The sequence below is a fragment of the Rhizobium sp. AB2/73 genome (assembly GCF_020871915.1).
GTDB classification, from domain to species: domain Bacteria; phylum Pseudomonadota; class Alphaproteobacteria; order Rhizobiales; family Rhizobiaceae; genus Rhizobium; species Rhizobium dioscoreae.
Genome location: NZ_CP067071.1, coordinates 2,316,881 through 2,341,051 on the forward strand (window position 1 = coordinate 2,316,881; position 24,171 = coordinate 2,341,051).

At 60.0% G+C, this 24,171-nt stretch carries 22 protein-coding genes and 1 riboswitch; of the genes, 8 read left to right on the top strand and 14 right to left on the bottom strand.

The genetic code is table 11. The annotated features are described in order from the left end of the window. Nucleotides 1-5 precede the first annotated feature (5 nt). Entirely contained in the window at nt 6-869 is an 864-nt protein-coding gene (locus tag I8E17_RS11505; protein WP_069612807.1) for an AraC family transcriptional regulator, read from the top strand. On the opposite strand, the gene I8E17_RS11510 is transcribed toward I8E17_RS11505, so the two are convergent. Further along, nucleotides 859-2,283 (bottom strand): PLP-dependent aminotransferase family protein, encoded by a 1,425-nt coding sequence (locus tag I8E17_RS11510; RefSeq protein WP_069612808.1) that lies wholly within the window; start codon nt 2,281-2,283, stop codon nt 859-861. The two genes, I8E17_RS11505 and I8E17_RS11510, sit on opposite strands and share 11 nt — an antisense overlap. Nucleotides 2,284-2,377: 94 nt before the next feature. Here I8E17_RS11510 and I8E17_RS11515 point away from each other — a divergent pair, with 94 nt between their 5' ends. Further along, the gene (locus I8E17_RS11515; RefSeq protein ID WP_069612809.1) at nt 2,378-3,061 is read left to right on the top strand and encodes a pyridoxamine 5'-phosphate oxidase family protein; all 684 of its coding nucleotides are present in this window, start codon (nt 2,378-2,380) and stop codon (nt 3,059-3,061) included. A 29-nt stretch (nt 3,062-3,090) separates the two neighbouring features. Further along, a complete protein-coding gene (locus I8E17_RS11520; RefSeq protein WP_069612810.1) occupies nt 3,091-3,753 on the top strand; it encodes a GNAT family protein in 663 nt (220 codons plus the stop codon). Nucleotides 3,754-3,777: 24 nt separating this feature from the next. On the opposite strand, the gene aac(6') is transcribed toward I8E17_RS11520, so the two are convergent. Beyond that, nucleotides 3,778-4,218, bottom strand: a complete 441-nt coding sequence (aac(6'), locus tag I8E17_RS11525; protein ID WP_069612811.1) for an aminoglycoside 6'-N-acetyltransferase — start codon at nt 4,216-4,218, stop codon at nt 3,778-3,780. 133 nt (nt 4,219-4,351) lie between these two features. Between aac(6') and I8E17_RS11530 the strand changes: the two genes are divergently transcribed. The 5 genes from I8E17_RS11530 (at nt 4,352) to I8E17_RS11550 (ending at nt 12,656) form a co-directional block, all read left to right on the top strand. Next, the gene (locus I8E17_RS11530) at nt 4,352-5,347 is read left to right on the top strand and encodes a sterol desaturase family protein (protein WP_069612812.1); all 996 of its coding nucleotides are present in this window, start codon (nt 4,352-4,354) and stop codon (nt 5,345-5,347) included. 221 nt (nt 5,348-5,568) lie between these two features. Beyond that, complete coding sequence (locus tag I8E17_RS11535) at nt 5,569-8,892, top strand: thiamine pyrophosphate-dependent enzyme (RefSeq protein ID WP_219510680.1); 3,324 nt, start codon at nt 5,569-5,571, stop codon at nt 8,890-8,892. 246 nt (nt 8,893-9,138) lie between these two features. Beyond that, on the top strand, nt 9,139-10,284 hold the full coding sequence (locus tag I8E17_RS11540; protein ID WP_069612814.1) for a PspA/IM30 family protein: 1,146 nt from the start codon (nt 9,139-9,141) through the stop codon (nt 10,282-10,284). 3 nt (nt 10,285-10,287) lie between these two features. Continuing rightward, on the top strand, nt 10,288-10,941 hold the full coding sequence (locus I8E17_RS11545) for an OB-fold-containig protein (RefSeq protein ID WP_069612815.1): 654 nt from the start codon (nt 10,288-10,290) through the stop codon (nt 10,939-10,941). Next, nucleotides 10,938-12,656, top strand: coding sequence for a flotillin domain-containing protein (locus I8E17_RS11550; protein WP_069612816.1), 1,719 nt, complete (start codon nt 10,938-10,940; stop codon nt 12,654-12,656). Before I8E17_RS11545 ends, I8E17_RS11550 begins: the two co-directional genes overlap by 4 nt. A gap of 80 nt (nt 12,657-12,736) precedes the next feature. Here the strand turns inward: I8E17_RS11550 and I8E17_RS11555 are convergent, their stop codons facing one another. From I8E17_RS11555 to I8E17_RS11610, 12 genes are all read right to left on the bottom strand, one after another. Next, the gene (locus tag I8E17_RS11555; RefSeq protein WP_083258171.1) at nt 12,737-13,582 is read right to left on the bottom strand and encodes an aspartyl/asparaginyl beta-hydroxylase domain-containing protein; all 846 of its coding nucleotides are present in this window, start codon (nt 13,580-13,582) and stop codon (nt 12,737-12,739) included. A 299-nt stretch (nt 13,583-13,881) separates the two neighbouring features. After that, a complete protein-coding gene (gene crcB / locus I8E17_RS11560; RefSeq protein ID WP_069612872.1) occupies nt 13,882-14,271 on the bottom strand; it encodes a fluoride efflux transporter CrcB in 390 nt (129 codons plus the stop codon). 23 nt (nt 14,272-14,294) lie between these two features. Beyond that, nucleotides 14,295-15,665, bottom strand: coding sequence for a voltage-gated chloride channel family protein (locus I8E17_RS11565; RefSeq protein ID WP_069612818.1), 1,371 nt, complete (start codon nt 15,663-15,665; stop codon nt 14,295-14,297). Between the two features lie 115 nt (nt 15,666-15,780). After that, nucleotides 15,781-15,869: riboswitch (Fluoride riboswitch) on the bottom strand. A 63-nt stretch (nt 15,870-15,932) separates the two neighbouring features. Next, nucleotides 15,933-16,760, bottom strand: a complete 828-nt coding sequence (locus I8E17_RS11570) for a class I SAM-dependent methyltransferase (RefSeq protein ID WP_069612819.1) — start codon at nt 16,758-16,760, stop codon at nt 15,933-15,935. A 41-nt stretch (nt 16,761-16,801) separates the two neighbouring features. Then, entirely contained in the window at nt 16,802-17,845 is a 1,044-nt protein-coding gene (locus I8E17_RS11575; protein WP_069612820.1) for a Gfo/Idh/MocA family oxidoreductase, read from the bottom strand. 8 nt (nt 17,846-17,853) lie between these two features. Beyond that, nucleotides 17,854-18,639, bottom strand: a complete 786-nt coding sequence (locus tag I8E17_RS11580) for a ThuA domain-containing protein (RefSeq protein WP_069612821.1) — start codon at nt 18,637-18,639, stop codon at nt 17,854-17,856. A 164-nt stretch (nt 18,640-18,803) separates the two neighbouring features. Further along, entirely contained in the window at nt 18,804-19,145 is a 342-nt protein-coding gene (locus I8E17_RS11585; RefSeq protein ID WP_069612822.1) for an SMR family transporter, read from the bottom strand. A gap of 19 nt (nt 19,146-19,164) precedes the next feature. After that, nucleotides 19,165-19,728: a TetR/AcrR family transcriptional regulator gene (locus I8E17_RS11590; RefSeq protein ID WP_069612823.1), complete on the bottom strand. Its 564-nt coding sequence runs from the start codon at nt 19,726-19,728 to the stop codon at nt 19,165-19,167. Nucleotides 19,729-19,823: 95 nt separating this feature from the next. Further along, nucleotides 19,824-20,912 carry a sn-glycerol-3-phosphate ABC transporter ATP-binding protein UgpC gene (gene ugpC, locus I8E17_RS11595; protein WP_229002021.1) on the bottom strand — a complete coding sequence of 363 codons (1,089 nt, stop codon included), beginning with the start codon at nt 20,910-20,912 and terminating at the stop codon, nt 19,824-19,826. Between the two features lie 91 nt (nt 20,913-21,003). Beyond that, nucleotides 21,004-21,879, bottom strand: a complete 876-nt coding sequence (locus I8E17_RS11600; protein ID WP_069611660.1) for a carbohydrate ABC transporter permease — start codon at nt 21,877-21,879, stop codon at nt 21,004-21,006. Nucleotide 21,880: 1 nt separating this feature from the next. Continuing rightward, nucleotides 21,881-22,786, bottom strand: a complete 906-nt coding sequence (locus I8E17_RS11605; protein ID WP_069611661.1) for a sugar ABC transporter permease — start codon at nt 22,784-22,786, stop codon at nt 21,881-21,883. Nucleotides 22,787-22,857: 71 nt separating this feature from the next. Then, on the bottom strand, nt 22,858-24,126 hold the full coding sequence (locus tag I8E17_RS11610) for an extracellular solute-binding protein (RefSeq protein WP_069611662.1): 1,269 nt from the start codon (nt 24,124-24,126) through the stop codon (nt 22,858-22,860). Between the last annotated feature and the right edge of the window lie 45 nt (nt 24,127-24,171).

Here is a 24,171-nt window from a genome sequence, read left to right on the forward strand (position 1 = left end):
GCCCCATGAGGCCCTATCTCGAAGTTTTACCCCGTTCGCCGGAAGCATCCTGGAGCATGCTGAACCGCAGGCTCGACGACTGCATTCCGTTCCAATGGCATCACCATCCGGAATTCGAACTGACGCTGACGCTGAATTCCATCGGCCAGCGCTTCATCGGCGACCACAGTGACGACTATGGTGACGGGGATCTCGTTCTCGTCGGCCCCAATCTGCCGCATAGCTGGGTTTCGCGCGTCAAGATTGAGGAAGAAAAGCCGCATATCGCACTGGTGCTCTGGTTCAATCGCGACTGGCTCTTGCAGATGACAGGCGGCGCGGTCGAATTCCGATCGATCGAAGCGATGCTGCGGCGTGGAGATAATGGCCTCCGCTTTTCCGAGGCGACCTCCGCCACCGTTCGCCCCACCTTCGAAACCATTTTCGAAAAGCCGCCCGTCGAGCGCCTTCTGGCCTTGCTCAGCATTCTGGTGACGGTTGCGGAAGACCGGCACGCGATGCCACTCGCCAGCGCGCCGGCACAAGCTCCGGATCTCAAGGAAAGCCGCGAGCGCATCGATCGCGTCCTGACGCATATGCACCTTCACTATGCCCGCGCAATCAGCCTCGATGAACTAGCCGATATCGCGGCTCTCAGCGTCTCCGGTCTGCACCGGATGTTTCGCCGCCATACCGGCGGGACGATATCGGATTACCTCATGCGCATGCGCATCGGCGATGCCTGCGCCCGCCTCTCTTCCACGGATCAGGCCATCCACCATATCAGCGACGCCGTCGGCTACAGCTCGCTCGCCAATTTCAACAGGCAGTTCAGGGCGCTGAAATGCATGACACCGCGCGACTATCGGGCGATGTTCCTCAGGCGCTGAGAAGCGCCGCTTCGAGCAGCCTCGCAATTTTCGCCGCCGCCGCATCCGCCGCCGACGCCTCCATACGGGCAATGCCGAGCAGCAGCCCGGGTCGCGCGGAGCCGAGATACAGCGCCGATATCGGCCGCACGGCGAAACCATTGGCGTTGATGATCCGCGCGACGGCGACATCATTGGTCTCTGCATCGCGGAACCAGCTGGCAAGCTGCAACCCGCCGCTACCAGCTCCGACTTGGAGTTCAGCGCCGCAATGGCGACGAAGCGCCTCGACGGTTGCTGTCATGCGCTCCGCATAAATACCGTTCATATGCCTCAGATGCGCACGAAACCGCCCCTCACGCATGAAATCGGCAAGGGCCGCCTGGATGTGAACGGGCACGACGGCGCCTCTCAGCCGTTGGGCCGCTTCGGTCGCCGCCAGAAGCCGCGAGGGAATGACGGCATAAGCGACGCGCAGACCAGGCGCGAGCGTCTTCGAAAAGGTGCCGATATAGGCGACCACTTCCCCGTGATCGATGCCTTGCAGGGCGGCAATCGGGCGCGACGCATATTGAAATTCGCTGTCGTAATCGTCTTCCAGCACGATCGCGCCGTTGGCGCGGGCAAATTCCAGTAAGGCGAGACGGCGCGGCAGGCTCATGGTGGCGCCGGTCGGATATTGATGCGAGGGCGTGACATAGATCAGTCGCGGCGATGGCCCAGCCCCTCGCGCGATATCGATACCCTCGGCATCGCAAGGCACCGGCACGAGACTGGCCCCGGCCATGCGCAGGATCGCCTGCGCGCTGGCATAACCCGGGTCCTCCATCCAGGCGATGTCACCCGGATGATCCGGCTGAAGCAATACGCTCGCAAGCAACCCGATCGCGGCACCGGTCGACGGCACGATCACGATCTGCTCGGGACGCGCAACCACGCCGCGCGTCGCCGAGATATGGTCGAGGATCGCCTCGCGCAATTCGCGAACGCCGCCATGATCGCTGTAGCCGAGATCATGCACCCGCAACGAACGACCACGGGCGCCGAGACAACGCGCCCAGGCGGCATGGGGAAAGCTGGAGACATCGGGCACCCCCGGCTCGAACAAGCCTCCCCTTTTGAATTCCGTAATCCGTGGCAAATTTGGCGGCGGCGGTGCGACCTGACCCGACAATGGCGTCGTCGCAAACGCTGCAACGCGTGTCGCCGCACCCGATGCCGAGCGCAGGTAGCCTTCAGCCTTGAGCCGATCATAGGCATTGACCACTGTCGACCGCGCAACGCCGAGCGAGACGGCCATCGCCCGCGTCGACGGCACGCGCTGCCCTGCGGGCATTTGACCACGAAGAATGCGGTCGCGCATCAGGCGATAGACTTGCCCTTCCAGATCGCCCGAAATCCGGTCCAGTGCCGGCCACTGCGCCACCGCTGTCATGAAACCTCAACTGGTCTGCTAAAAATCGAAAAACTGGCCGTTTATAGCCTACCTCTTTGCTGACACAGATCAACGCCCGATCTGTGAGGAAGAAATGGCCGATCACTATCCCCCTAATACCGGCACCTACCCAACCACCGAGCGTACCCGCGTGCGGCGCAGCCCGAAGCGTGGCAGCCACGCTCATGCCGATGTCCACGCCATTCTGGATGCCGCGCCGCTCTGTCATGTCGGCTATGTCATCAACGGCGCGCCCTATGTGACACCGACCCTGCATTGGCGCGAGGACGACTACGTCTATTGGCACGGTTCCTCTGCCAGCCGCTTCCTGCGCGCTGCGGAGGACATGCCGGTCTGCCTGACCTGCAGCATCATCGATGGCTATGTGCTCGCCCGCTCGGCCTTCAACCATTCCGTCAACTATCGCTCAGCCATGGTCTTCGGCACGGCTCGGCTGGTCGACGACATCGAGGAAAAGACGGATTCACTGCGTCGCTTTATCGAAGACCTGTTTCCCGGCCGCTGGGATAGTTTAAGGCCGATGACCGCTCAGGAAGTGAAAGCGACCTCGGTGATGCGAATGAAGATCGATGAGGCCTCGGCCAAGATCCGCAACGGCCCGCCCGGCGACATGGACGAGGCAGATCATCCCGTCTGGGCCGGCATCCTGCCCATCGAAAGCCGCCTTGTGCCGCCGCAACCGGCGCCGGGCATGCCCAATGGGATAGAGCTGCCACAATCCCTCGCAGACCTGATACAATCGGGCCGGCTTCGCTGAACCGCATTTGATGACCAAAGGACTTTGATATGGATCTCACGAACTGGAAGGGCGTCGCCCGCCCCGAGCGCATTGCCCTTGAAGGCCGCTACACCCGGATCGAGCCGCTCGATGCGGCCCGTCATGGCGACGATCTCTTTGCCTCGGCCCGCGCACCCGGCGCGGAAGATCGTTTCCGCTATCTCTTCGAAGACGCGCCGGCCGATCGCGCCGTCTTTTCGCCTTGGCTCGAGAAAGCCGCATCCAGTTCCGACCCTCTCTTCTTCGCGACGATCGACAAGCGTACAGGACGTGCCGAAGGCCGGCAGGCTCTGATGCGCATCGACAACACGCATGGTGTCATCGAGATCGGCAGTATCCTCTGGGGACCCGCCATCGCACGCAGCCGCGTGACGACCGAAACGCTCTATCTGTTTGCATCATACGTTTTCGACACGCTTGGCTATCGCCGCTTCGAGTGGAAGTGCAACAACCTCAATGAACCTTCGAAGCGGGCAGCGGAACGTTTCGGCTTCGTTTTCGAAGGCATTTTCCGCCAGCACATGATCGCGAAGGGCAAGAACCGCGACACCGCCTGGTTTGCCATGATCGACGCCGACTGGCCGCGGTTGAAGGCCGGCTACCAACGCTGGCTGGCCCCGGAGAACTTCGATGAGGCTGGCCAGCAGAAGACCAAGCTGACGTTCGGATGACCAGGTGCTTCTATGCGCCCCCGGCTATAGGAGCTTGCGAAAATAAACCACGCGCCTGGTTTCGATAAAGCCGAGCGCCGCATGGAAGGCATGGCTTGCAAGATTGTCGATCAGTGCATCCGAGGCGAACTCCGTGCAGCCGGCCTCCCGCCCCCAGACGGCGACAGTCTCGCAAAGTGCCTGTGCCACCCCTTCCCGTCGATTTTCCGGCCGCACATAGATGCCTTCCAGAAACAGGACCGGCGAAGTCTCGCAACCATTGACGTAATCATGCCGCAATGTCGCTTCGGCAAAACCGACGACAGGACCGGCAGAATCGATCGCAACAAACGCAGCGGCATTTTCATCAGCACGAAATTGCGCCAGTTCAGCGCGATGATGCTCAAGCGAACTATGGGGCCAAAGTTCGACACGCAATCGCGCCCACGCCTCCAGATATTCGTCTGCCGCCCGCTCTATGCGCATGTCTTGATCTCCTATCCAACTGCCTGTTGCCGGCTAACGGAAAAATTTCGCTTTCGACTCCACAATCACCGCGCTACATATCCCGCATACTCACGCGTAAATTTTTCGCTGATCAGAATCTGAGGATGATGGAATGACATTTCAAAGCAGTTCGCGTCTTTACGCTGCTGTTTCCTCCCTGCTGTGGCCCGCCATCTTCTGTGCCGGATTGACCGGTGCATATTTCGCCTTCGAATCGAATATGCATCTGCTCTGGTTCAACGTCGTCTATCTGTCGACAGTGGCGGTGATTGCCCTCTTCGAGCGGCTGATGCCTTACGAGAAGACCTGGCAGAAGCGCGATGGTGAGACGTTCAACGATATTGCCCACACGCTGCTGAACAAGGGGGGCGTACAGATCGCCGCTGCGATCGGCACCTCCTTCCCGATGGCGGTCGCGACGGTCGCGCAGCCGGCGTTGAGCTACCATTCGCATTTCTGGCCGGATCAATGGTCCATGGCGTTCCAGGTAGTACTCGGTCTCGTCATCGCCGAATTCGGTCTCTATATGGCGCATCGCCTCGCGCATGAGCATCTGTCGCTCTGGCGCTTTCATGCGCTACATCACAGCGTCGAACGGCTATGGGTCATCAACACGGGCCGTTTTCACGTTATCGATACGCTGTTCAAGATCGCGCTCGGTCAGATTCCGCTCTATCTGCTCGGCGCGCCGTTGCCTGTCTTCCTCTGGATCGGCGCGGTTACGGCTTTCATCGGTCTGCTCACGCATTGTAACGTCGACATGCGCACCGGCCCCCTCGACCTCATATTTTCGACTCCACGCCTCCATCGCTGGCATCATTCCAAGATTCTTGCCGAGGGAAATACGAATTATGGGGAAAACCTCGTGATCTGGGATCAGCTTCTCGGCACTTTCTACAACCCGCCGCGCCCGTCCTCGACCGATATCGGCATCACCGGCAAGGTGGCCAAGGGTTTCCTCGCTCAGCTCATCCAACCCTTCTCCCGGAAAGGCCGCAAGGAGATAATCGGCAAGAAGCCCAAAGAGCTGATTCTCAAGGAAGAACAGGCCGCAAAGGCCGCCGCCGAAAAACAACGTGCCGCCGCCTCTATGCGCAAATCGGGCTGACGAGATGCACGAAAGGCGCGCCCGTTTCGCGCTTGGGCGGGTGCATTGTCGCGCATGCCTTGTGGATAGAAACATCGTGAAAAATTGCAGCCCCGCAATATACGTATTTCGGTTTCAAACCGAGAAGATCTTGTCATTTAACGTGTATTGAAAAAGGCAGGCTGGGGGTTTACCTAACTCCCAGCATTTAATTGAGACGAAAGATCAGGAAAATCATTGAGATGGAAGGGAGGTTTGCAACAGAATACCTTAAGCAACTTCACAGAATATTTTTCATTTCCAGAGAAATAGATCGGCTCGAGCGAGAATTCATCAAGCAGGGCATAGCACATTTTCACGTTTCCGGCGCCGGCCACGAGTCCACAGCGCTTCTCAACGAATTCCTTCAGGACGACGACTGGCTGCATCTCCATTATCGCGACAAGGCCCTGATGCTGGCGCGCGGCATGCCCATTCGTGAGTTCTTTTCCAGCCTGCTTGCGACAGCCAATTCTCATTCCGCCGGCCGGCAGATAAGTGCGCATCTGTCTTCCCGCGCGCTCAACATCACGTCGATCGTCGGCCCCGTCGGCAACAATGCCCTGCACGCCGTCGGCGTCGCGGCATCCTTGAAGCAAAAGCCCGGAATGCCGATCACCATCTGTTGTGTCGGCGATGGCACCACGCAGCAGGGCGAATTCCTCGAAGCGGTCGCCGAGGCCGTGCGCAGCCAATATCCCGTCGTCTTCGTCATCGAGGACAACAGCTTCTCCATCTCGACGCGCACAAGCAAACAGACTTTCTTCGATCTGCCCGCCGGCCCCGCCTCCTCTTTCTACGGCATCGATATCATCCGCACGGATGGCGACGATCTCACCGCATCGCGCGACGCTTTCCGCAAAGCCGTCCGTCATAGCCGCAACAACCGCACGCCAAGCATCGTGCTTTTGAATGTCGAGCGCCTTTCCGACCACACTAATGCCGACGATCAGAAGACCTATCGCACCCTGCTCGAAATCGAGGCGGGCTCTTCACGCGATCCACTGCCGAACCTGCGAGCAATGCTGCACGAAGCCGGTGTCGACGCCAATGCGCTTCGGAAAATCGAACAGGAACTGATTGCGGAAGTGCAGGCGGAAGCCGCCCTTGCCCGCAAGGAAGACGCACCGAAGGTTGAGCCGGAAGCGAAGGCTCCCTACCCCGCTTCCTTCGAGAAGAAGGCAGAATATCGCGGCGACGAGAACGCTTCGACGCTGACGATGCGCGAGGCGCTGAATGTCGTTCTCGACAAGCAGCTGGCCGCCAATCCCGAAGTCGTCCTGTTCGGGCAGGATATTGAAGATCCGAAAGGCGACGTTTTCGGCGTCACCCGCGGCCTCAGCACAAAATATCCCGACCGCGTTCGCAACGCCGCCCTCACCGAATCGACAATCGTCGGCACCGCCGTTGGCCGCGCGCTGGCCGGCCAGCGCCCCGTCGCCTTTCTTCAGTTCGCCGATTTCCTGCCGCTGGCCTATAATCAGATCGTCTCGGAAATGGGCAGCATGTTCTGGCGCAGCAATGGCGCCTGGGAAGCACCCGTCATCCTGATGGTGAGCTGCGGCGGCTATAAGCCCGGCCTTGGTCCGTTCCACGCCCAGAGCTTCGAGGGGATGCTGGCGCACACACCGGGCATCGACGTCGTCATGCCATCCAGCGCCGGCGATGCGGCCGGGCTTCTCAATGCCGCCTTCGAGTCGCGGCGCCCGACGGTCTTCCTCTATCCGAAAGCCGTGCTCAACAATTCCGATGGCCGCACCTCCGAAGATCTGGACAAGCACTTCGTCCATCCCGGCCTGTCGCGCCATGTCGCCCGCGGCCGCGACATCACGCTCGTCAGCTACGGCAACACGGTTTCGCTCTGCGCCAATGCTGCAAGCGCCTTTGAGGCGCAGGGCTTTTCCGTCGAGGTGATCGATCTGCGCTCGATTTCGCCCTGGGACGAGAAGGAAGTGCTGGCGAGTGCACGGCGCACCCGCCGCCTGATCGTCGTCCATGAAGATAACCGCACCGTCGGCATGGGCGCGGAAATCATCGCGACCGTCACCGAAAAGACCGATGTGCCGGTCGTCGTGCGCAGGCTGGCCCGCTCGGACGCTCACATTCCCTTCAACTTCCGCAATCAGCTAGAGACCCTGCCCTCCTATCGCAAACTGGTCGACCTGATGGCCGAAGTCCTCGAATGCGAGGTTACCTGGCACGAAGAGGACGACAGCGGCCCGACGGCAGCGATCAAGGCGATCGGCTCCGGCCCCGCCGACGAGAACGTCCTCGTGACGGATCTGCTCGTCAAGCCCGGCGACAAGATCGAGGTCGGCCAGCTCGTCGCCGTTGTCGAGGCGACGAAGGCCTCCGTCGAAATCTGCGCCAATATCGGCGGTGTCGTGCAGGAGGTCTTCGCCAAGATCGGCGACCAGATAGCCACCGACAGCCCGCTTCTGACCGTCGATGCCAACCGTGATCTCAGCGAACAGAACTTTGCGCTCGCCTCCGAGATTCAGAACAAATTCGTGCTGCGCCGGCTGAAGTCTCATGTCATCCCGACTCTTCGCCGCCATACCGGCAGCTTCTCGGAAGTCGTCATCAACGGCATTGGCATCGCCACCGGCGCCCGCCGCGTCACCAACGAAGAGATCATCCACAATTGGCCGAACCGCCGCGCTGACGAAATCCTGGCGCTGACGGGCATCAAGAGCCGCTTCTGGGTCGGCCCCGACGAAGGCACGCTGAACCTTGCGACAAAGGCCGCCCGCGACCTCCTCAAGCAGAACCAGATGTCGATCCACGATATCGATCTGGTGATCGCCGCCACGGGCACGCCTGACATCGCCACGCCGTCGCTCGCAAGCCGCGTCGCGGTTGCCGTCGCCGAAGACGGTGTGCGGCCGTCACTGGCCGCCTACGACATGGGTGCCGCCTGCTCCGGCTATCTCTACGCCCTGCAGCAAGCCTATGATTTCATTGCACAGCAGAACGACGCCAAGGTGCTCATCATCACCTCGGAAGTTCTGTCGCCGCTGCTCGACATGAACGATTTCTCCACCGCGATCCTGTTCGGCGATGCCGCGACCGCCAGCCTCGTGACCAGCCGCGACATGGCGCGCAACCCGCTCTTCACCGCAAGCCGCCCGATCGTCAGCGGCCGGCCGGAACCGGGTGATCTGCTCTACGTTCCGCTGCCGGATGATGGCGTTATCGCTATGAACGGCCGCTCGGTCTTCACCGAGGCCGTGCATTCGATGACCCGCTCGATCGAAAACGCCTGCGTCGACGCCGGCATCGAGCTTGCCAATCTCGATCTGCTCGTGCCGCATCAGGCCAACCAGCGCATTATCGACACGATTGCCAAGCGCAGCGGCCGCCCCGCCCTCAGCGTCATCGAGACCTATGGCAACACCAGCTCATCAAGCATTCCGCTTGCCATGCTGCATGTGGCCAACGAGCGTTCCGAACCGCTCAATCTCGGTCTCGTAGCCTTCGGCGGCGGCATGACGGCAGGCGCCGCAATCGTGCGGACCGTGAAGTAATCACGGTTCCGCCCCAACGCTCCACTCACAATTCCATGGCAGCGCGGCCGATTGGCCGCGCTTTGCATATGGTTTTTTTACAGCCAATCACTACATATACGCGAGCGTGCAGGGTATGCGATCGCCCATAGGCGGAGAGAAGCATCAAATTTTGCAACCTATGCGACCCACCGTTCATTACAATTCATTCATATTTAACGTCATGGTCCCTTGAAAAGCACCGCAGCGGTGCTTTACTTGAAGGCCATGGCAAAGACACATGTACCAACGCACCGCTCTCGTCTGCGATATGATCTCGCTCCCAATGACGAAGCGCGGCAGGCTCTGGACGAGACCTTTGCCGCATACGGGCAGATGATGGAACTCTTGGGCGAAATCGTTCCGGACAGAGCCGGAGCAAATCTCGTCACGCTTCATGATCTTGCCTATGAGACCATCCGCGAACGCACTGCTTTACCCGCGCGCCTCGTGACACTGGGCTTGCGTGATTTTGCGGCCAATCGAGGCGGGCTTGCCGATTGGAACCGGCTGCCGCTCGACGAAAAGCTCTTTGCCATCAAGGGTCCGTCAGACCTGACAATCTCGACGGTGCGCGGTCGTGTTGCCGTGCCCTTCGACGTGGCCGGCTATTTCAAAGGCTGGGACAGCAATATCCCCGCCTATCTGATCGCCGATGGCGGCCACTACGCGATTCACATCGGGGTAACACCAAACTCTCCCCGAACGGAGGATAACATGACGATGCATGAAGGCATTCTTTCCCGCATGGGGCGACTGATTGCAGGCCTCGCCAATGCCGCAGTCGACACCGTAGAAGGCGCCAACAAGGTTGCCGTCATCGAGCAGGCGCTGCGCGAGATCGACGCCGCCGCCGATGAAGCGCGCGCCGATCTCGGCAAGGCGCGCGCCGAGGAATACCGCATCCAGAGCCGCCGCAGCGAGATCGTCGCCGATCTCGACGCGCTCGACGCCAAGATCCGGCTCGCGATCTCTGCCGACCGCGAAGATCTCGCCAAGGCCGGCGTCTCGCGCCAGATCGATCTCGAGGCCCAGATTGCGGCCCTCGACAAGGCGCTTGCGGATGCGAACGCACAGATCGACGAGGGTCAGAAGGCGCTTCAGGCTGTTCTTGCCGCGCGTCGCGAGGCGGAAGCGCGGCTTGTCGATTTCAAGCGTAGCATCGCCCGCCATGCTCCCGAAGAAGCAACGGGCGGAAATCCACGGCCGACGCCGGCCGCCGGTGCAGCGCGCGCAGCAGCCGCCGTTTCCCGCTTGACCGGCGTACCCTCGGGTGAGCCCGCAACCAGCGCCGAGCTCGATGAGCTGGATCGCCTGCACCGGGAGCAGGCTATCGAAGCACGCCTTGCCCGCTTCAAGGCCAACGGCCAGTAACCGATGCACCTGTTCCTCGCACCCGAATGTGCGCCCTTTGCCATCGCGGCAATGATCCTGATCGGACTGACAGCAATCGAAATCCTGTCGATGCTGCTTGGCTTCTCGCTGAGCGAACTCATCGGCAAGCCGCATTTCGAAGGTCATGACGGAGTGCTCGCCGGCTTGTTGTCCTGGATCAATATCGGCGGCGTGCCGCTGTTGATCCTCATCATGCTGGCCCTCGGCATCTTCGCCGTGACGGGCTTTGCCATCCAGACCGTGGCCGACGTGATCCGGGCGCCGCTGCCGGCGATCGCTGCCGCAGTGCCGGCCCTTGCCGTCACGATCCCTCTCGTCCGCGGCTCAACGCGAATGATCGCCAGGATCGTGCCGCGCGACGAGACCTATGCCGTCGAGGCCGACGACTTCGTCGGCCGTACCGGCACGGTTTCCATCGGTCCTCTGGATCAGGGTCTGCCCGGCCGCGTCAGCGTCAAAGATGCGCATGGCAACTGGCATCAGTTGCGCGCCAGCGCCGCCAAGGGTGAAAGCCCCTTGCCGATCGGCGCCCAAGTTCTGCTTGTCGACCGCAAGGCCGACATCTTCATCGCAGTTTCCGCCCCCTCGGACCTTGTGAGGTCCGATGACAAATCCTCTACGGAGCAACCTTCATGAACGGCCTTTACGACCTTATTCTCCCCGCAGGCATAGGTCTCGTCCTGATCCTCGGGATCGGCTTCGTCCTTGCCTCGCTCTATGTGCGCTCGAGCCGCGATGAGGCCTATGTTCGCACCGGCCTCGGCGGCCAGAAAGTCGTGCTCGACGGCGGCTCCGTCGTGCTGCCGATTTTCCACTCGATCGCCCGCGTCAACCTCAAGACGTTGCGCCTGGAAGTCCAGCGCGGCGAGAACGACGCACTGATCACCAAGGACCGCATGCGCGTCGATATCGGCGCCGAGTTCTATGTTCGCGTCAAGCCGGACAGCTCCTCGATCGCTCTCGCCGCCCAGACGCTCGGCAACCGCACCAACGACAGCGAACAGCTACGTCAGCTGATCGAAGCTAAGTTCGTGGACAGCCTGCGCTCGGTGGCGGCCACGATGAGCCTCGATGCCCTGCAGGAACAGCGCATGGATTTCGTCAAGGCCGTGCAGGATGCGGTCGGTTCCGACCTGCAGTCTAACGGTCTCGAACTGGAATCCGTGTCACTGACGCGTCTCGACCAGACCGATATCAAACACTTCAACGCCAACAACTTCTTCGACGCCCATGGTCTTGCCGCGCTGACCCGCGTCACAGAGGCGCGCAAGAAGGAGCGCAACGAAGTCGTTCGCGATACCGAAGTTGCGATCGCCCAGAAGGATCTGGAAGCCCGCCAGCAGTCGCTCGCCATCGAGCGGACGAAGCGTGAGGCCGAACTGAACCAACAGCGCGACATCGCCAACAAGTCCGCCGCCACCCGCGCCGAGACCGCACAGCAGGAACAAGCCGCCAAGCGTGCGGAAGAGGAAGCCCGCATCGCCGCCGAACAGGCGATCGCCGAACGCGAGGCAGCTGCCAAGCAGGCCCGCGAATCCGCCAACATCGACTCGACCCGCGCCGTGCAGCAGCGCGATACCGAAGCCCGCCGCGATATCCAGATCGTCGCACAGGAAAGCGCCATCGCGGTCGCCAACAAGAGCCGCGAGGAGTCTGAAGCCAAGGCAAAGGCAGAAGCCGCTCGCGCCCTTGCTATCGCAGCCGAGGAAAAGGTCGGCACCGCCAAGGCAGTCGAGATCGCCGAACGTGAGAAGCAGATCGCCGTGATCGACGCGCAGAAGCGCGCACAGACCCAGGCAACCGCCGTCACCATTGCAGCAGAAGCCGAAAAGCAGGCCGCGACCGACCAGGCCGACGCCATCAAGACACTGGCAACGGCAGAAGCCGACGCTGCGATCATCAAGGCCAAGGGTATTCTCGAAACCGGTAAGGCAACGGCTGAAAGCGAAGCGCTGCTCAACGAAGCGCGCAACAAGCTCAGCCCCGCCATCATCGAATTCGAGATTACTCGCGAGCGCATTCGCATCGTGCCCGCCGCCCTTGCCGAAGCGGTCAAGCCGATCGAGAAAATCTCGGATATCCGTATCTTCGACACCGGCGGCATGCTCGGCCGCAACGGCAACGGGACCAATAGCGGCAGCGGCGTCGGCCTCGGCGAAGGGCTTGCCGGCCAGCTTCTCTCCTACCAGGCCAACAAGCCGATCCTCGACCGCCTGCTGAAGGAAGCCGGCTTCGACGGCGACAATGCCATCTCGGCACTGCTTGGCAATCTGGATGGCAAGACCAATGCCGCGCAGCCTGTGGAAGAGGAATACTATGATGGCACGGAAGAGACGGATAAGCCTGCCTGAGCGTTAGGCTGATCGCTCAAAACAAGACCCCGGAATCTGCAAGAATTCCGGGGTCTTGTTAAATTTACTGGCTGATTGGGTCAGGGCTTCGGGCGATTTCTGAATGCCTCGGCTTCGGCGTAGAACTTCTTTTCCCATTCCTTGTGGTTGTCGAGACCCTCCTTGATGAAGGGCGTGAAGATCGCCAGGTTCATCAAGGCCCAGTTGACGAAACGAGCCGGGAATTTCAGCGGCTTGACGAAGTCGACGAAGAGCACGACGCGCGTCTTGTCGGAATGGTTCCATGCTTCGTGCTCATAGGCGTCGTCGAAGATCAGCGCCTTGCCTTCCTGCCAATGGCAAACCTGCTTGTCGACGCGGATGGCGAGCTTATCGTTCGGCTCCGGCACGATAAGTCCGAGATGCAGGCGCAGCACGCCGTTATAGGGACCGCGATGAGCCGGAAGATGCTTGCCAGGTTCGAAGATCGAGAACATCGCCGTCGTCAGGCCAGGGATCTTCTGCACCGCCGCCCAGGTGTTCGGGCACGCCTTAATGTTCTGCTCCGACTTCACGCCGAAACCGAGGAGGAAGAAGGTCTTCCAGCGCGTATCGGTCGAAATGGTCTTCACGTCGGTCGAGATGTCCTGGAAGGTCGGCAACTCGCTCTGGCGCAGCAAGACCTTTTCCAGCTCGGCGCGGATGGCCGGAAAATCCTTTTCTATCTCTGCGGCCCAGGGGAAAGTCTTGGTGTCATAGACCGGCGGATTGCCGAGCTTGGCGTATTTCAGATTGAGGCCTTCCGCCCAGGCGACGATGCCCATGAAAAAGCGCGTCATGGCGCTTGGGCGATCCATCGGTGCGATGCCAGCCGTGCCGAAAGTCTGTTCCGGAGCAGGAGATTGGTTGGAAGTGGGAGCAGGTGCGCTCAAGGGACTCTCCGTCATGTCTATCTATTAAGGGCCGTCCAGGGAGGAAATCTTTGATGGGGGAAGCTGCGTGCAATTCCCGAAGTGGCAACGGGCTAAAAACTTGGGATATTCGCCCGGTGCTTCCTGATTGACGCCCGACTCCTCTGTTATACGGTGATCGTAATAGGCGATTATATGAGTTGATTGGTCGAATTTCGCAAGAGAGTCCGTTCGCAACGAGCGGTGGATGTCGTGGACAGAAACTCCAGCGATTCTCGAGAGGCATTCACCTCAGAATCGGCAAAAATACGGCAAAATTTGCCGACCCCTCATCACTATACCGTTTGAGCCTGAATTATTAGCCGGACAATTGCAAGCCCTCCCATCAGGGCTGCAATCGACAGGAAAACGGACAAGGCGATATAGGCAATAGCCGGTATCTGTTGGCCGCGCTCCCAGAGCATGACGCTCTCCAGCGCAAAGGTCGAAAACGTCGTAAACCCGCCCAGAAGGCCTGTTGTCAGAAACAACCGCATTTCCTGCGACATACCGCCGCGAAAAGCGAAATACTCCGTCAGCAGCCCCATGATGAAGGCACCAAGCACATTGATGATCAACGTGCCGAATGGAAACTCGATCCCGAGCAGGCGAGCGGCGAGCTCGTTGATACCGAGACGGAATGCGCCGCCCAACCCGGCACCGAGAAACACGACAAGATAGAGCACGACAACCTCCAGCCGCCCTTGCATCAAACCTTTTCGATCTTATGGATATTTTCCGGCCGCGTCTTCCCGCCGCGCTCCCGAATATGGCGAAGTGGTGTATTGGCGGGAATCTGGCCAGAGGCCGCGCTCTTGGCGATGCCGAGCCTCTGCGAGAGATAGATGCTGGTGTGGCCGCTGCAGATATAGGCAAGAAAGCATGCGACAGCGAGGTAGACGGTATGCGTCGCGCCGAATAGCTCGATCCCCATGATCATACAGGCAAGCGGCGTATTGGTTGCACCCGCGAAGACGGCGACAAAGCCCAACGCGGCAAAGAGGTCGACTGGTGCGCCGAGAATGGCGGCAAGCGCATGGCCGAGTCCAGCCCCGATGAAGAACAGAGGCGTCACTTCGCCGCCCTTGAAGCCGGAGCTGAGTGTCACGATCGTGAAAAGTGCTTTCCAGAACCAGCTCCAGTAATCGACGCGGGCCGGATCGAAGAAGCCGAGGATCGTCGCATCGCTTGGGTTGGGCGACCAGACACCAAGCCCGAGATATTGCCGGGTGTCGAGCAGGTAAACGAGGCCGATCAGGACCGCGCCGGCGATGACCGGCCGCAGCGGCGCATAGGCGCAGAACCGTTTGAACGCCGCCGACGCAGCATGCGATATCTCGCTGAAGCAACGTGCGACCAAGCCGAAGATGACGCCGGCAAGCCCGACCTTGATGAGCAGCGGCGCATCGAGATGGAACGTGCCGGCCGGCGTGCCGGAGAGATAGCCGATGTGGTACTGGATATGCTCGATGCCCCAGGCATGGCACGTCCAGTCGGCCGCGATCGCAGCAGCGAGGCTCGGGATCAGCGCCTCGTATTGCATCCGCCCGATCGTCAAAACTTCCAGAGCGAAAACCGCACCCGCGATCGGCGTGCCGAACACCGCGCCGAAGCCCGCGGCGATTCCCGCCATGAGGAGGACGCGGATCTCGGCGTGGCTGAGCCGGAACACCTTTGCAAAGGCGCTGGCAATGCTGCCGCCGAGCTGTACCGCTGTTCCCTCACGGCCCGCCGCCCCCCCGACCAGATGCGTCACAACCGTCGAGACCAGGATAAAGGGAGCCATGCGCAGCGGCACGCCGCCACCGGGCTCATGAATCTGATCTACGATCAGATTGTTGCCGCCTTCCGAGCCTCGGCCAAAGCGCTGGTAGACCAGCACCATGAGGAAACCGGCAACGGGCATCAGGAAGATCAGCCAAGGGTGATCGAAGCGCGCGGCTGTCGCCTTGTCCAGGCTCCAAAGGAACAGCGCGCACAGCGAACCGACAACCATTGCCATCGGCACCACCAGGAGAATCCATTTGGACAGGCTGCGAAATTGCTGAAAGCGATGATGAAAATAGGCTGATGCGGACATTAGTTTGCCCCTCCCGCGAAGCCGGCACATGGTCTTCCGGGGACGGTGAATAAGAGACATGAGTGGAATAACGGCAAGAAAAAGGACATGACTCTACTCCTTCGCCTTTCAGGCGCGTTGAGTAGGAGTCATCAGCTTCCCTGGGAAAATCAGAGCAGCGGTTCGGCCACCAAGGCCCGGCAGAAATCCATTACCGTTGGATTTCCAATATAGAAACAGCCACCCAGCTGTCAATGCGCCGCGGCGGAAGACGCCGGGCGTATTCTGTCATACCGCCCGCGCAATCATCTCGATCGGCGCTAGCAGGCCGGCTTCGACCGAAATGTTGACGTTGGCGCTTCGCTCCCCTGCCCGTGGCCCCATCAGCGTACGGAAACCCTGGTCTCGCGGCTCGCCCGCAGCCGCCTTGGCGCGCGCCTCATGCGCAAGCCGGATCGCGAGAGCGCTGCGATCCTGTTCCAGCTCCACCGCGAAACCGGCTTCCTCCAACAGCTGACGATAGACGTCCGGGCTACGGACGAAGCTGGTTTCCAGCTCCATCGCCCAGGGCATGGGAAAGGGGAGCGTGCCGTCGCGCATCTGCATGATTTCATAGAGGCCGAACCGGCCGTCCGGTTTGAGAATGCGCCGGACCTCCGCAAACAGTCTCGCCTTGTCCTCTATGTTCATGCCGACGTGAATGAGCGTGACGCGATCGAAACTGCCGCTCTCGAAGGGCAACGCTAAAGCGCTTCCCTGCCGGAAGGAGACCCGCTCCGCCAGGCCGCAGCGACGCGTCAGGGAAGTGGCGACCTGAACGAATTCCTCGGTGAGATCGATGCCCGATACGATGCATCCGTAGGAGTCGGCAAAATGGCGTGCCGGCCCGCCGAGGCCGGAGCCGATATCGGCAAGACGCAGGCCGGCAGAAAGATCGAGATCCCTCGCGAAATCCACCGTTGCGGCATGTCGCCCCAAATGGAATTCATCGACATCAGCCAGGTCGCGGATGCGCAAGTTGTCGATATCCTTGCCGTCGGCGGCAAGCGTTTGCAGGATCGCCGTTTCCAGCGATCCATGCGTATAGTGGCTGGCAACTTTTTCCTCGGTAGACATGCGTGCACTCCCAAGGCGTTGCCCGAAGGCTGATTATGATATCAGACCTTCAGTTCGCGCCGTTCAACTTCGGTCACCATCGCAAGATCCAGCACGCGCTGCAAGTTGGCAGCATGACGGAAGCTTGGGTCCTGGCTGCTGCCGGTCATGACAGCATCAGCGAAACGCTGGTAGTTGGTCAGCACCGGCGGTACTTCAAGCACCCTCCACGTCGCGGTTTCCGTATCATCGCCCAAGCAGCCCCGCAGTTCCGAACCGTTCGGACTATGGGACACCTCCAGGCCACCGCGCTCGCCATAGATGCGGAGCTTCAGCTCGTTCAGATGTCCTGTCGCCCACCGGCTCGCATGCACGACGCCGAGCGCGCCGTTGGCGAAGTCGACCGACATCGAGAAGCTGTCATTCGCATCGAGCGTATATTCGCCGATGCGTTCGCCCGGCGCTTTTGCGAAGGTCTTGAGACGGGCAAAGACATGATCGATATCGGTCGCGGCGCCATAGGCGGCGAAGTCGAGGATGTGAATGCCGATATCGCCGAGAACGCCGTTCGAGCCATGACCGGTCGACAAGCGCCAAAGCCACTTGGACTCGCTGCGCCAGTCGCCCCAGGCCTTGGATACGAGCCAACTCTGGAGGTAGGACGCCTCCACATGCTTGACCGTGCCGATCTCGCCCGAAATCACCATCTCGCGCGCCTTCTGCAGCTGCGCTACATTGCGATAGGTCAGATTGACCATGTTGACGACCCCTGCCCTTTCGGCAGCTTCCGTCATCTCCAGAGCCTTTTCATAATTCTCCGCGAGAGGCTTCTCGCAGAGAACGTGCTTGCCCGCGGCAAGCAGCGGCAGGGTCGTCGGATTGTGAGCCTTGTCCGGCGTGACGTTCGTCACCGAATCGAACTCACCCCAGGCCAGCGCCTCGTCCAAGGACAGAAAGCGCTTCTTGATATCGAACGTATCGCAAAAGGCGGTGAGCCTCGTCGCATCCGTATCGACGGCGCCGACGATTTCGACGCCAGGAATGCGGGCGAAATGCTCCACATGGTTCTTCGCCATGCCGCCCGTGCCAACTACTATAAGACGCATCTGATACCTCAGCGATAACCGGCTTCGCCGGCTTGATGCAATTTCGGGCCGCGTTCGACGATCGGCTCCAACGCCTTTTCGACGGGCACGTTCGGCGCATCATGGATGCTGGCCTGGGTGCCGAGCGGGTTATAGGCCCATTTTACGGAATTGATCAGGACCTTCTGAACCGTACCGTTATGATAGGTCGGATAGGTCTCGTGACCGGGACGGAAATAGAAGATGTTGCCGGCACCGCGGCGCCAGGTCATGCCCGAGCGGAAGACTTCGCCCCCCTGGAACCAGGAGATGAATACGGTTTCCAGGGGCTCCGGAACGGAGAACTGTTCGCCGTACATTTCCTCATTCTCCAGCTCGAAATGCTCGCCGAGGCCAGCTGCGATCGGGTGGCGGGGATTGATGACCCAGAGGCGCTCACGCTCACCGGCTTCGCGCCACTTCAGCGCGCATGGCGTACCCATCAGGCGCTTGAAGACCTTGGAGAAATGGCCCGAATGCAGCACGATGAGGCCCATGCCTTCCCACACACGCTTTGCCACGCGCTCGACGATTTCGTCCTTGACCGCGCCGTGATCCTTGTGACCCCACCACAGAAGGACGTCAGTGTCTTTCAGGCGGGCTTCGCTGAGACCATGCTCCGGCTCCTGCAACGTTGCAGTGGTTGCCTCGATGCCTGCATCGGCATTCAGCGCCTTGGCGATGGTGTTATGCATGCCCTCCGGATAGATCTCGGCGACGACCTTGTTTGTTTGCTCATGAATGTTCTCGCCCCAAACGACGGCACGAATAGTCATTACGGCACTCCTCTAATACCATTAGGATTGAATAGGTTATGCGATCCAAAGCGCTTTGGAAAAGCGCCGTATTTCAAGCCTCCATCAGCCTATCCGGCGCAAGACATAATGCGTTCAAAGCGATTTGACAAAGCCAAAAACAACCATGAGCAACACCTCTGTTTTCAGTGCGACACGGATTTTGAAAAGAGGTTCACGACCAGCACGCCGGCGATGATCAATGCGAGACCGATGATCGCGGCAAGATCGAGTTTCTGCCGGAAAAGCACCACGCCCACCATCGAAATCAGCACGATGCCAAGCGCGCTCCAGATGGCGTAGGCGATGCCCACCGGAATGACCCGCAACGTTACCGAAAGGCAATAGAACGCTGCCGCGTAGCAGACCACGAGAACGACCGTCGGGCCGAGGCGCGTAAACTGCTGCGACATCTGCAATGCCGTCGTGCCGATCACTTCAAGCACGATCGCGATCAGCAGCATTGCATAGACCGATGCGTTAGCCATTCCATTATCTCCGATAGGGCTAGAGCTGCGTGAGCTCGATCAGCCGGGCGATCAGCCTTTGACGGGCACTCTCGTCCATGTCGTGACTGCCGAGCAGGTCGGCAAGCCAGATCCCATCGGCCGCCAATCTGACGATTGCCGCATCCACAGAGGAGTCCGTGCCGACATATTCCTCGCTGCGCTCGCGCACCCACTGATGCCATCGCTGCCGCAATTGCGGTTCGGTGAGCAGCACCATCGTCACCTGTGCCCAGTCCTTCGTACCCTGCGGCTGATCGCGCAGTGCCAGGCAGGCATGCAGGTAACCGCGGGTAAAGCGGCCGTGCGGCAGCGGATCGGCGCGCATCGCCTCCTCGATCGCAGCGTCCAGCCGTTCCAGCAGGCTGTCGAACAGAGCTTCCAGAAGCATGTTCTTGCTGGGGAAGTGATGCAGCAATCCGCCCTTGCTGACGCCGGAGGCGCCGGAAACGGCATCCAGCGTCACCGCTGTCATCCCCTTTTCGGAAGCAAGCCGCGCCGCCACCTCCAGCAACTGCTGGCGGACGAACAAGGGCTGCTTCTTTCTGTGATGCGCGGTAGACATGGCGACATAACATACCAGTTGGACGGTTTCGTCAACGCTCTAATCGGTAGTGTCTAGGCCTAATTGCTTGTGGATGATCTCGTGTTGTTTCCTCCTCAGTTTACGGAATGATGAGCCGCATCCTTCTCGTCGAAGATGCTGACCTTTGTTGCATCGACGGTGAAGGCGATCGGCGCGCCGGTCGTAATCGTCGTCATGCCGGGATCGGTGCCGTTGATCTTCGAGCCGTCCTTAAGCCGGACATGAACGAGCGAACGGTCGCCCAAGCGCTCCACAGTTTCGACCTGGCCGCCGATATCGCCTTTCTCGGCCGTCGTCACGACCAGATGCTCCGGGCGGATGCCAAGCGTCAGCCCGGAATTCGCAAGGCCGTTAAGCGCGACAGCCGTTTTGATGACCGAGCCATCCGGCAAGGTCGCCGTTGCCAGCCCGCCCGCTTCATCCAGGCCGGCTATGTTGATAAAGTTCATACCGGGCGAGCCGACGAACTGGGCGACATAGCGCGTCGCCGGGCGCGTGTAGATCTCGACGGGGGTTGCCACCTGCTCGATCTTCTTGTTGTTGAGCAGCACGATACGGTCGGCGAGTGTCATCGCTTCCACCTGGTCGTGCGTCACGAACACCATTGTCGCACCCAGCCGCTCATGCAGCTGCGCCAGTTCCACGCGCGTACGTGTGCGCAGGCCGGCATCGAGGTTGGAAAGCGGCTCGTCGAAAAGGAAGACGTCAGGCTCGCGCACGATGGCGCGGCCGATCGCGACACGCTGGCGCTGGCCGCCGGAGAGTGCCGAAGGCTTACGATCCAATAGATGCGGCATTTCCAGAATCTTCGCCGCTTCTTCGATGCGTCTTGCGATCTCGTGCTTGGGCGTTTTGATATTTTTCAAGCCGAAGGACATATTGTCCCGAACCGTCATATGCGGATAGAGCGCATAGGATTGGAAGACCATCGATACGCCGCGCTCGCCGGGCGGCAGCTGGTCGACCCGCTTTCCGCCGATCCAGATTTCGCCGCTGGTGATCGTCTCCAGGCCAGCGATCATGCGCAGCAAGGTCGACTTGCCGCAGCCCGAACCGCCGAGAAAGACGACGAACTCGCCGCGCTCGATCGTCAGATCGATGTCGTTCAGAACCTGCACTGCACCGAAATGCTTGGTGAGGGATTTGATATTGATACCTGCCACTTTACGCCTCCTGCGGAAAATCGAACTTATCGAACTTGCCATTCGTCGCGCCCCGCCCGGCGGCTTTCGCCGAACGGGGCTTCCGCATTGGTTATTTGACGGCACCGACCGCGACACCGCGCGTCAGCGTCCGTTGGAAAATAAGGAAGAAGATGATCGTCGGCGTTATGCCAAGCAGAGAAGCGGCCGCAATCGCAGTCGGATCCTGCGTGTTGGCGCCTGTCAGCACGCCCATGGCAACCGAGATGGTTTGGTTGTTGTTGGAAACCAGAAACACAAGCGGGATCAGGAATTCGTTCCATGTCCAGATGAAGAAGAAGGTCGCCAGCACCGCGAGCGTCGGACGCAGCACCGGCACGATAACCATCCAGAGGATCTGCCACCGCGTCGCATTGTCGATCTGCGCCGCCTCGATGATCTCGCGCGGGAAGGTCGCCAGCACCGAAGACAGAAGATAGGTCCCGAATGCGGTATGCAGCACGCCGATGATCAGGATAACCGAGAGCATCGAATCGAACAGGCCGACCTGCTTTGACATATAGTAGAGCGGATAGACCAAAGCCTCCTGCGGCGCCATGATGGATATCAGCAGCAGGACGAGAACCCCTTGGCCGCCGCGCACCCGGCCTATGCCGATGGCATAGGCATTCAGCAGACTAAGGACGACGGCCAGAATGGCGGTGCATCCGCTGATGAGAACGCTGTTGAAGAGTTTGCGAGGGAAATCGACCGTTGCCCAGAAGTTCTTCAGCGCCGTCAGATCAAAGCTGTGCGGAACTGCAAGCGGACCATTGGCGGCATAGTCGGAAGGTGTCTTGATGGCGTTGACTGCCGCGAGAAAGAACGGAAAGAGCGTGCCTGCAAGGAAAACCAGCAGGATGCCGAGAACGACCCAGCGGCCGAAGCCCCTTCTTACGCGATGCTCCGCCGAAGCGATGTGTGTGGAAATCGAGGATGCGGTTGCCATCTCAATGCCCTCCTTCGGCCTGCTTCGACTGCATACGCAGGAAAACGATGCCGAGTATGATGGTCATGACCGTCTGCAGCGTCGCGATGGCTGCCGCATATCCGACGCGGTTCGTCGTGAAGAAATGGTAGTATGACAGATAGGATGGAACCGTTGTCGCATTGTCCGGTCCGCCCGACGTCAGAACATAAATCGGCGCGAAAACCTTGAGCGCGGCAATCAGCGTCGTCAATGCGACGACGAAAATTTCAGGCATCAGCATCGGAATGGTAATGGCGCGAAAACGCGCGAACCAGCTCGCATTGTCGAGCTCGGCCGCTTCGTACAGCGAAGGATCGACGCGTGCCAATCCGGACATGAAAACGACCAGGCAATAGCCCACCTGCACCCAGACGATGACGGCCGAAACCGCCCACAGCGCATAGGTGGCATCCCCCAGCCAGTTCTTCGCCATGAAATCGAGGCCGATCGCCTTCAGCACCGCATTGATGATGCCGATAGGGTTGAGAATCCACGCCCACAACACGCCGGCGGCGGTGAGCGGGAGAATCTGCGGCAGGTAGAAGCCCGCACGAAAGAAGCTCGACCATGTCTGGCTGAACTGCGCACTGATATAATCGAACAGCACCGCCGCCAGCACCAGCCCCAATATGATGGGCACGATCGTCATCGAGATGATGAACAGCAGCGTATGCTGGATGGAACCCCAGAAAGCTGCATCGTGAAGCAGCCGCTGGTAATTCTCAAAGCCAACATATCGCGGCGGAATGACGCCGCCCTTCCATGTCGTGAAGCTGATGGCAAAATTGGCAATCAGCGGAACGAGCACGACGAGAACAAACCCCAGCACGCCGGGGATCATATAGAGATAGTACCCCGCCCTGCCGGCGCTCTTCGACTTATCCATCGAAATCCTCCAGTCCGATACGGCAAGGCGGCATGAAAGCCGTCTTGCCGTTGTGATTGTCGCCGATGGTGTTACTGCGCGGCCTGCACGTCGTCGTAGGCCTTCTTCAGGCGCTCCGCGAACTGCTCAGGCGTGGTCGAACCGTTGACCAGGCCGGTCGTGGCTTGGATCAGCAGTTCGTAGTAGCCGGGCACCGGCCAGTCCGGGTAGAAGCCGAGGCCGCCCTTGCTGGAGATCTGATTGAAGAGTTCGACATTGCGCTTGCCGACTTCGTCGGTAACCGTGGCCGGATCGGCGGCGATGGCAACGCCACCGAGATTGGCCTGCAGGTTCTGGTTTTCCTTGCTCAGGACGAGATCGATGAACTCGTAGGCAAGATCCTTGTTCTTGGCGCTCTTCGGCACCATGAACAGGTTACCGGTCGAACCCACGCTGTACTTCGGGGTCGGGAAGATGAACTGGCTCCACTTGAAGTTCTTGATCGCGTTCGCGAAATTGCCGTTGTTCCAGGTGCCGCTGACAAACATTGGAGCTGTGCCGGACGAGAAGAGATTGTCGGCGCCGCCGGTACCCTTGAGGCCGGTCGAATCCTTCGAAATGTAACCCTTGCTCACCCAGTCGGCGATCTTCTGCGCGGCAAACAGGAAGGGTTTGGTATCGAGCGGTGCCTTGAGCCCCTGATAGTTCTTGACCCAGGTGTCGTCAGCCTGCGTCAGAGCCAGCGTATAGACCAGATGCTGTGCGTTGGAATCCACCGTACCATAGGCAAGCGGCGTAATGCCCTTCTTCTTGAAAGCGTCCAGCGCGGCTTCGAACTCATCCAGCGTGGTCGGCACTTTCACGCCGTTGGCCTGGAACATGTCGATATTGTAGAAAACCGAAACGAATTCGCCATAAACGGGAATGCCGATAATCGGACCGGAACCGTAGATGCCGTTGCCATCGTATTTGCTGAGCTGGCTATTGGTTTCATTGAGGATCTTGTCCCAGCCGCGCGATTTGAATTGATCGTCGAGCGGCGTCAACAGCCCCTGCGAGGCAACGAGACCAGCAGTGGCATTGCCCTTGTTGTATTCGAGCAGATCGGGCGCCTGATCCGAATTGAGGATGAGGCTGCCAGCCTTCTGCAATTGCTCGAATGTCTTCTGTTCGAAATTGATCGTTACGTCGGGATGCTTGGCTTTCAGCTCTTCGAGCGCCTTGGTCCATGCCTTGGCCTGTGAAGTATCCGGCAGCTCGAACCACCAGACGTTAAATGTCTTGCTCTGGGCTTGCGCTACACCGGCAGCCAACAGAAGCGACATGCCGGCTGTGATCGCCAGCTTCGAAAAAATATTCATACATTCTCCTCCACCATGCGAACCGTGACGGTATCTGTCCGATGA